Source organism: Candidatus Hydrogenedentota bacterium (genome assembly GCA_019695095.1).
GTDB lineage: Bacteria > Hydrogenedentota > Hydrogenedentia > Hydrogenedentales > SLHB01 > JAIBAQ01.
Window position 1 is genome coordinate 1 of record JAIBAQ010000235.1, and the last position, 7,817, is coordinate 7,817.

General features: G+C 55.1%; 6 protein-coding genes. 1 reads left to right on the forward strand and 5 read right to left on the reverse strand.

What is annotated here, in order from left to right; all coding sequences use genetic code 11:
• Window positions 1–1,136, forward strand: a 1,136-nt coding sequence (locus tag K1Y02_23490; GenBank protein MBX7259346.1) for a DNA mismatch repair protein, incomplete at its 5' end; no start/stop codon positions are given.
• 81 nt (window positions 1,137–1,217) lie between these two features.
• Here K1Y02_23490 and K1Y02_23495 read toward each other — a convergent pair.
• From K1Y02_23495 to K1Y02_23515, 5 genes are all read right to left on the reverse strand, one after another.
• Entirely contained in the window at window positions 1,218–2,231 is a 1,014-nt protein-coding gene (locus K1Y02_23495) for a PD-(D/E)XK motif protein (GenBank protein MBX7259347.1), read from the reverse strand.
• A gap of 9 nt (window positions 2,232–2,240) precedes the next feature.
• Window positions 2,241–4,460 carry a Z1 domain-containing protein gene (locus K1Y02_23500; GenBank protein ID MBX7259348.1) on the reverse strand — a complete coding sequence of 740 codons (2,220 nt, stop codon included), beginning with the start codon at window positions 4,458–4,460 and terminating at the stop codon, window positions 2,241–2,243.
• 39 nt (window positions 4,461–4,499) lie between these two features.
• Window positions 4,500–6,050 (reverse strand): ATP-binding protein, encoded by a 1,551-nt coding sequence (locus K1Y02_23505; protein MBX7259349.1) that lies wholly within the window; start codon window positions 6,048–6,050, stop codon window positions 4,500–4,502.
• 42 nt (window positions 6,051–6,092) lie between these two features.
• Window positions 6,093–7,421, reverse strand: a complete 1,329-nt coding sequence (locus tag K1Y02_23510) for a DNA cytosine methyltransferase (protein MBX7259350.1) — start codon at window positions 7,419–7,421, stop codon at window positions 6,093–6,095.
• Between the two features lie 151 nt (window positions 7,422–7,572).
• The coding region (locus tag K1Y02_23515) for a sensor histidine kinase (protein ID MBX7259351.1) at window positions 7,573–7,817 on the reverse strand (245 nt) is incomplete at its 5' end.

Here is a 7,817-nt window from a genome sequence, read left to right on the forward strand (position 1 = left end):
TGACCGGGATTGTGACGTTTCCGCTCTATCTGATTTGCTTGCTGCTGATCGAGATTATCTGGCGGGTGCATGGCAAGCGCACGATGGCGTTGCTGGCGACGATTTCGGCGCAGCAGCGGAGTTTGCAGCACTTCGCCGCGTCGTTCGCGGTGCTGGATGGGGTGGAGTTCGACGCGCCATTGCTGGCGCGGTTGCAGGCCGACCTCTCGGCGGGGGAGATGTCGGCGTATCGGCAGATGAAGCGGCTGGCGTGGCTGGGGCAGTTCGTGATCCCGCCGGAATCGGGGTCGCACGGGCTGTTGCAGCGGCTGTGCCTGTGGGATCTGCATACGCTGGCGGGGCTGGAGCGGTGGCAGCGGGATGCGGGCAAGCTCGCCCGGCGCTGGCTGGAGGCGTTGGGGGAGATCGAGGCGCTGGCGGGGCTGGCGGGGCTGGCCCACGCGCAGCCGGACTGGACGATGCCGGAGATCGATCCGGCGGCGGCGGCGATTGAGGCGAGTGCGCTGGGGCATCCGCTGCTGGCGGACGAGGCGCGGGTGGCGAACGATGTGGCGGTGGGGCCGCCGGGGAGTTTCCTGCTGGTCACCGGCTCGAATATGTCGGGGAAGAGCACGCTGCTGCGCGCGATCGGGACGAATCTGGTGCTGGCGGGGGCGGGGGGGCCGGTCTGCGCGGCGGCGTTGCGGTTGCCGCCGGTGGCGCTCTGGACGAGCATGCGGATCGAGGATTCGCTGGCGCAGGGGGTCTCGTACTATCTGGCGGAGTTGCGGCGGCTGAAGGCGATCGTGGATGCGGCGCGGGCGACGCCGTCGGGCGATGGGCCGCGCCTCTGCTATCTGCTCGATGAGATGTTGCAGGGGACGAATACGGCCGAGCGGCAGATCGCCGCGCGCCGGATCATCGGGCACCTGGTGCGCTGCGGGGCGATCGGGGCGGTCTCGACGCACGATCTCAATCTGGCGGATGCGTCGCCGCTGGCGGAGGCGGCGCGGACGGTCCACTTCACCGAGCAGTTCGCGAGCGGGCCGGAGGGGACGACGATGACGTTCGATTACCACCTGCGGCCGGGGATCGCCACCTCGACGAATGCGCTGAAGTTGATGGAGATGATCGGGCTGACGTTGAATGATGAGTGACGAATGGCGAAAAGGTTCATAGTTCAAGATTCGAGAATGCCAGTCGATGAGCGCGTGGCACTAGAATAGCCTCTGAACCATCTAACCTGCTCTCCTGCGCGGCATTAGCGCCCTAATCAAACCATCTGCTGATCGCAGGCTGCCGACCGGAATTGAAGGAATGTTCGTAAGATCGGAGCGAAATCGTACCTCACTGACCCCAAGTGGTACAGCAGCATCAAGTCGAGGAATAGCAACTGGTTCATAACAAGCCAGAGAACTCTGTGCTAGTGCATTGTCAAATCGTTCATCCTCCGCTAACCTCCAGTCTTCCCCTAGCGTAAGTGCTACTACTCGATCAACCCAATGCGCTAAATCAACATCGCCGGACAAGTGGCTCCGTATTTCATCGACTAGATCGACGATTGAAAGCCCGGCACCGGCGCGCTCAACAAACAGCGAGACCACGACCAGCACAGTATCACGCGGTGGATGTAGCTGCTCGATTGTGAAGTAGTGCCGCCGTAGCCTACTGGCGGTACTCTTGACTTCGACACGTTGAAGCCCCAGGCTGAAATCATAGCGATCTCCCGGTGTAGCATGCCATGCTTTCACCAACATACCCGGATCGTGAGCGCGGGCGATGACAAACAATTCTGCCCAAAGTCCCTGAATTGATTTGCGCGGAAGGTCTTTCATTGCTCGGAAGAGTTCGACTAAGCCGTCAATTGCCTTTGAAACATCTACCCGCAGTGGAGCTTCGCCAAGAGAGGCAACAAGGGCGCTGGCAACTCGTAGGAAGTAGGAAGAGAGCGCCTGATCAGCACCTACACAGCGAACAACAGTGAACTGCCCGTTCTCAACAGATCCATCTGGGCGGGCGATTCGGCAATCCATATCATGTTGGATTGCAAGATGTTCCAGGGCGATTGGCACTGGTCGCCCCCGCTCTACTGCATCAGCGACAGCAATAAGCAGGGTTGGCTCGCCTCGCACACTCTTACCTAGACGGTGCCGTTCAAGTCCTGGAATGGGGAGGGCAGAGAAACGAAATCCCTCCGACTTGTCTGTAGTCGGTACTGCTAGTGAGTCAAATATCGAGTTTAAGTCAAGCATTGGGGTATCCTATGCATCGTCCCCTTGATCTTGCAGCAACCAATCGGCAGTCATGTCGCGTGGTATCCAAATGGCGACCACTGGGACATCGAGTGCAATGACTTCGCCGTCCTGGCGAACCTCATCCAAGTGATGAATCTGAATCGTTAGGGCGCTCTCTGATCGGATTGTCCGATCGCCTGGATAGATCTCACCGCGTTTATCAGGATACGCACCTTGGAAGAGTTCGGGTATTTCTCCTTGCTGATCAACCGTACGATAAATGGGCCTATCTACCTTTGGTCGCATTCGATAGACAGTGCAAGGTGCATCTCGGTGCTGCTCCAAATACCTTCGAATTTGGAGCAGGAGCCCCATATAGCGCAGCGAGTCGTTTGGCCCTGTTATTGTTAACGGGGTGAGAAAATTAGCATAGACGTCCGTAAGCGGAACGTCAATTGCGACAAGATGGCGATGTGCATCAAGGCGTCGTTCGTCGCCGGAATCTGGCGCGAATTGCAAGGTTGAGCAGAACTCCTGGACGAGCGCACGATTCTGCTCAAGCGCCTCCTTGGAATAGTGTGGAGCACGAGGCTCAAACCACGAACGTGCGAAGTTACCACGAACATAGTCAAGGTCTAAGACGTTGTGGCGGGTTGGCCGAAGCTGACTGTCTAGTAGAAACAGCCGCTTCCATTCATCTAGGCTTCGGCCTGCGGCTAGGTGCTGCCGTAGTTGTCCTCGAACATCTTCCTCATGTTCCACATAACCTTGATAGGCATGGAACGTCTGCTCGGCGAGATACACGCGGCAGAAGCCCAGATAAGCTGCCTTATATCCGAACCAACGCGCACGTTGCTGGATAGTATCAGCATTGCCCACACCTTGGCCACGCGGCATGTAAGTTACCGTCAGACCTTCAACGGTATAGCCGCGATCTAGCGCTTGCCCACCAATCAGCAGGTGAGCGTAATCTTGCTTCCAATCGATTTCGGGCGTTTGTCCTTGACGGGCATTTACGGTCGTAGGAATAGTCTCGCGGATTACGCGCGACAATATGTTGATGAGCACATTGAATGGCGGCAGTGCGTCAGTTGTGGTTGCAAGTTTGTCATACGAGTCGCGGAATTCGACCACGAGTTCCTGACGATCTGGGTCTGTCTCTGCGAGTGCAAGAGTGCCTTGCCATCGCCGCATAATAGCGTTTACCCAGTAGCTGTAGTCTGCGTGCGCTAATGTGTTCTTTGAAGGGTGAACCATCATTGATCGATTATGTGGCGGAGGGCCGAGAATCGAGCCTGCGGCTGCGCCAATGAAGAAAATCCGCATTGCTTCCAGTAGGCTCTGGGGTGGCTCCTCAAGTTTGTTGCGGGCTGTGGGCACATCCATCAGAGGAATGCGGCGGACGAGATCGAGACGCTCCTCAAAGAAGGTTACGCCACCCGTATATGCAAGGCCAGGAGTGAGTACATATCCAAAGCCAGGAGACAGCACGTCGATCAGGTTTATCAGCAAGAGCGCTTGCGGAGTTGCGGTGTACTGGAGAAATGTATGGTGCGGCACGTTAGTGCGTAATTCCAGAATCCTTCGATAGGTTGGGCTTTCCTTCCCTTTCTTAACCAGGTTATTCAGGCTAGCTTGATCAGCCTCGTCGTCAATGAGCAACGTAGGCACTGCACGTAGATCAAGAGAAGCGAGCAGTCTTATTAGGTTGTCCAAGTGAGTTCCGTGCTTCATTACCGTAATTAGTACAGTCTGCCGCTCCATGTGGGAAATTGACGAATCCTTCCATCGCTGCAAAGCACTCTCGATGCTACGGCGTGCATTTCCACGAACCGTAGGGTTGGCGAAGTGTTTCCAAGGCCGTCCACGATCTTGCAACCTTAAGTCTTCCACAAGACGTTCCTTCGACTGCTTGAATAGAGGCACCGATGTGCCGGTAATTACGATGATCAACTGAAATCCATTGTCGTGTGCCAGTGCTGATACCGTTGTAAAGGACATCGTTTTACCACTTTGGACATAGCCGATGACTAAGCCAGTCCGACTCCCTTCTGTTTCGGAAGGCGGCAAACACCAAGAAAGTACATCCAACGCCTCATCCATTACTGTCTGTCGGCTTGTGATCGGCACCTGATCGAGCATAGCAAGAGTTTCAGTCCCAATGGTTGGTTTCCACTGCTTGTCGCTATCAGCTGTCGGTATTAATTCGACTAGTTCAGCACCTGAGACTTTGGCATTCTCGTTCATATGTCCTCTTCCAACAATTCAAGTACTAGACAGGATCACTTAGGCTTTCGATAGGGCATCGCGCAGCAACTCGTTAATGTTTCGGCGAATTGTCCCAGCACCGCCGACCCCACTTGCACGGGCCGTGACTTCTGCTAGAACAACAGCGACAGCTACTCGGAGGAGAGGCTCGATTCTGGCAGCGTCAGTTCCACCAAATCGCTCCATGAATGGGTGTGCAAGAGCCAGTCGCACTCCCACTCGCCAGATCGCCTCGCCTTTAGCATCATACTGAGCGGCAGGCTGGACAGAAATCTCCACCCACTCATCGATGCTTGGATCGCTAGACAATTCTAATGCGATTCGCCAATGGCATCCTTGGAACTCAGCATCTATGATACGCTCCGCCACTGTTACAGTCTTCATGAGGATCGGCGGTGGAGTCTTCAGTTCGGGTGGTGCGGTGAGTTGTTGCTCCAAAATACGTGGAACTTCGCGCACAATTGTATCGGCTGTTCGTCGCACAGCCGTCTCTGCTCCAACCCTGTACTCCTCAGGCTTCGGCCTCGACCGGTAGCCCTCCGCTTGATCAAGCAAGCGAATTGGCTTGCTATCAAGTTCTTCTTTGAGCAAGGCTAGAAATTCTTCCTCATTCTCTTCCCACCGAAAACCATCTTTTGTGTGACTCACATCGAAACCATCTAGGTGTAACTCACCAAAGAGGCGCTGAAATGCATAGCTATTTGACTTACCGAAGACTTGCTCCGGCCGATAACCCTCATCAGCACTACCCTGAATCAAGCGATTGCGGCGGAAGAGAGCGAAGCCAGCACGGGAAACATCGCCACGTTCCCTCAATGCGGCGAACCCTCGTGCCCGAAGACCCAGGCCCAAATCAAGATCGATCTCTTTGCGCCACTGCACTGGCTCACTGCCAGGCTCACGATAATGCGGTGCCACGAGAATGTTTGGTTGGCTATAGGTCAAGGGCTGGTCATCGAATTTCAGCACCAGTAGCCCCTCGTGGATGAAGATGCGGTAAATGCTTCCAAGATGCTCCTTAATTTTGCTAAGAGTCCGTGTTTGAGGGATCTTGTACAAATTGGTAAGGGTAATTTCTGTGAAATGGGTATTCTTATTGGCTGGCGCTGTCGTTACTACTAACTCCTCAAGATCATCTTTGACAATGGTTGCAATGTCAAAGGCCACCTCACGCTCGAATGGCTCACCAAGCGCTGATGTTCGCACTGCCCACTGAGGCGCGAACCAGCACGCAGCGCTCTTCATTCCCATCCCAAATTCAGAAAGACCAGCCCGATCAGGTGGAACCTCTGCGGGGCGAAATGCTCTGGCGTAGTCCGATTCATGGATTCCAGCTGCGTTATCTCGGACCGTTAATCGCCCACCCTCAGCCGGATCGAAGGCGATTTGCACAAGCAATGGAAAGCCCTGCCCCTCGAAATGCTCAATTTCGTCGCGATTGCTCAGAAAGCTCTGTAATGCGTTATCAACAAACTCTGCAATCGCAAACCATGGCCGATAGTTCAGGTGGCGTAGCACGGAAAGGATGCTGACACCGGGGCGTATGTTAACACGATCTGTGCTAGCCATAGTAACCTCTTATCCCAATAGGGATTGTCCATTCGCGCCACATTACTCGAAAAGCCCTGCTTGCACAAGCAGCAGGCTGCCCAGGGCTGGTGGCGCTGGTGACTTCTCTGCTAAGAGTTGCTCAGCGATCATCTTCACAATCTTAACATTCACCGCATTTCCTAGTGCCTTGTACGCCGCCGTGGGTGTCGCTGGTAACTCGCTCAGTTCCTCCATACTTTGAAGTCGAGCACATTCCTTTGGCGTCATGTATCGCTGCTCCCAAGCGATGATCGGTACCTGAGTTGTGGTCATCGCCACGAGAGATGGCGCGGTCGTTGGGCGCTTCACGCGAACTCCCGATGCCCGAAACTGGATTACTAGGTTCCAAATGTTCCTATCAGCACCCTTACAGTTCCACTCGAATTTCTGCAAGCTGGGTGGGAAGGTCAGGATTTTCGTCATCCACTTATCGATCCAATCCCTGTTCTTCGAATACAACTCACGATTCTGGCGAATGAACTGGACCTTCCAATCAGGGAAGCGTGGTTGAGGCGTCCTCGCATATGAAGGCAGCGCCTGCATCAAGTCATCTTTAGCTAGGCCACTCAATGCTCGGCCATGGTTGCCTTTGAATTGCCGCAGGTCTTCTAACTCTGATGCAAATGGCGTCGTCAGTTCATAAGGATAAGTTGCCCCGAACTCCATCGACCAGATTGGAAATGACGGCAATTCCTGATCCTTTGGGAATCGCTCCACGAACTCTTGCCACACCCCAATACACGCAATAACCTGGTCTGATAATCGCCGGGCATCGGGAGGATTCTTGTCCAATACCTTCGAAATCGAAGTTGGTATACGAGTTTCCTGAGGCCATTCAAAGTTACCTAAACCATCCCGGCTACCGACGATAAATACACGCTCACGCACTTGAGGGATGCCGTAGCGATGTGGTGAGAGTTTACGGTGACAGATATCGTAACCCGCTGCTTGGAGTAATGCCTCCGCTTTCTGCCACGTCCGTCCCTGGTCGTGGCGAGCGAAGTTAGGCACGTTCTCCAGCATAACGAAGCGCGGCTTATGGTATTTCACCACCCGCAATATTTCGTACAGCAGATCTCCCCACTTCGGATCTGCAAGGCCATTCTGCTCGCCTGCCTTTGAGAATGGTTGGCATGGAAATCCCGCGCATAGCACATCATGTTCTGGTATGTCCTCTTCTCTTACAGCCCTGATATCTCCCGCAGCTACCATCCCAAAATTGGTTTGATAGAGTGCTCGTAATTGCGGATCGAGTTCACTTGCGAAAACGCAAGTATGTCCTAACTGCTGGAGCGCCAAGTGGAACCCCCCCAAACCAGCAAATAGGTCGATAAAGCGCATGCACTGCATGTAACCTGGAACGTAAGATTTGGTGAAGTGCTCTTTATTCGGCACTAGCATAGCAGCATATCCTCGGAACTGCCCTAGAATGTCGCGTACGTACTATAACACAGACGCCCCGAAATTGCAGGGCTCACATTGGTTTAGCCTATCATTGGCCTCACACGCGGACGGGGACGCGGACGCTGACGGTGGTGCCGGTGCCGGGGGCGCTTTCGACGGCGAGGGTGCCGCCGAGGCGGGTGGCGCGTTCGCGCATGGAGGTGAGGCCGAAGTGGCCGGCGAAGTCGTCGCGCGGGTCGAAGCCGACGCCGTCGTCGCGGATGGTGAGGTGGCAGGTGCCGTTGTCGCGGACGAAGCGGATGGCGACGTTGCGGGCGCGGGCGTGCTTGACGGTGTTGTTGG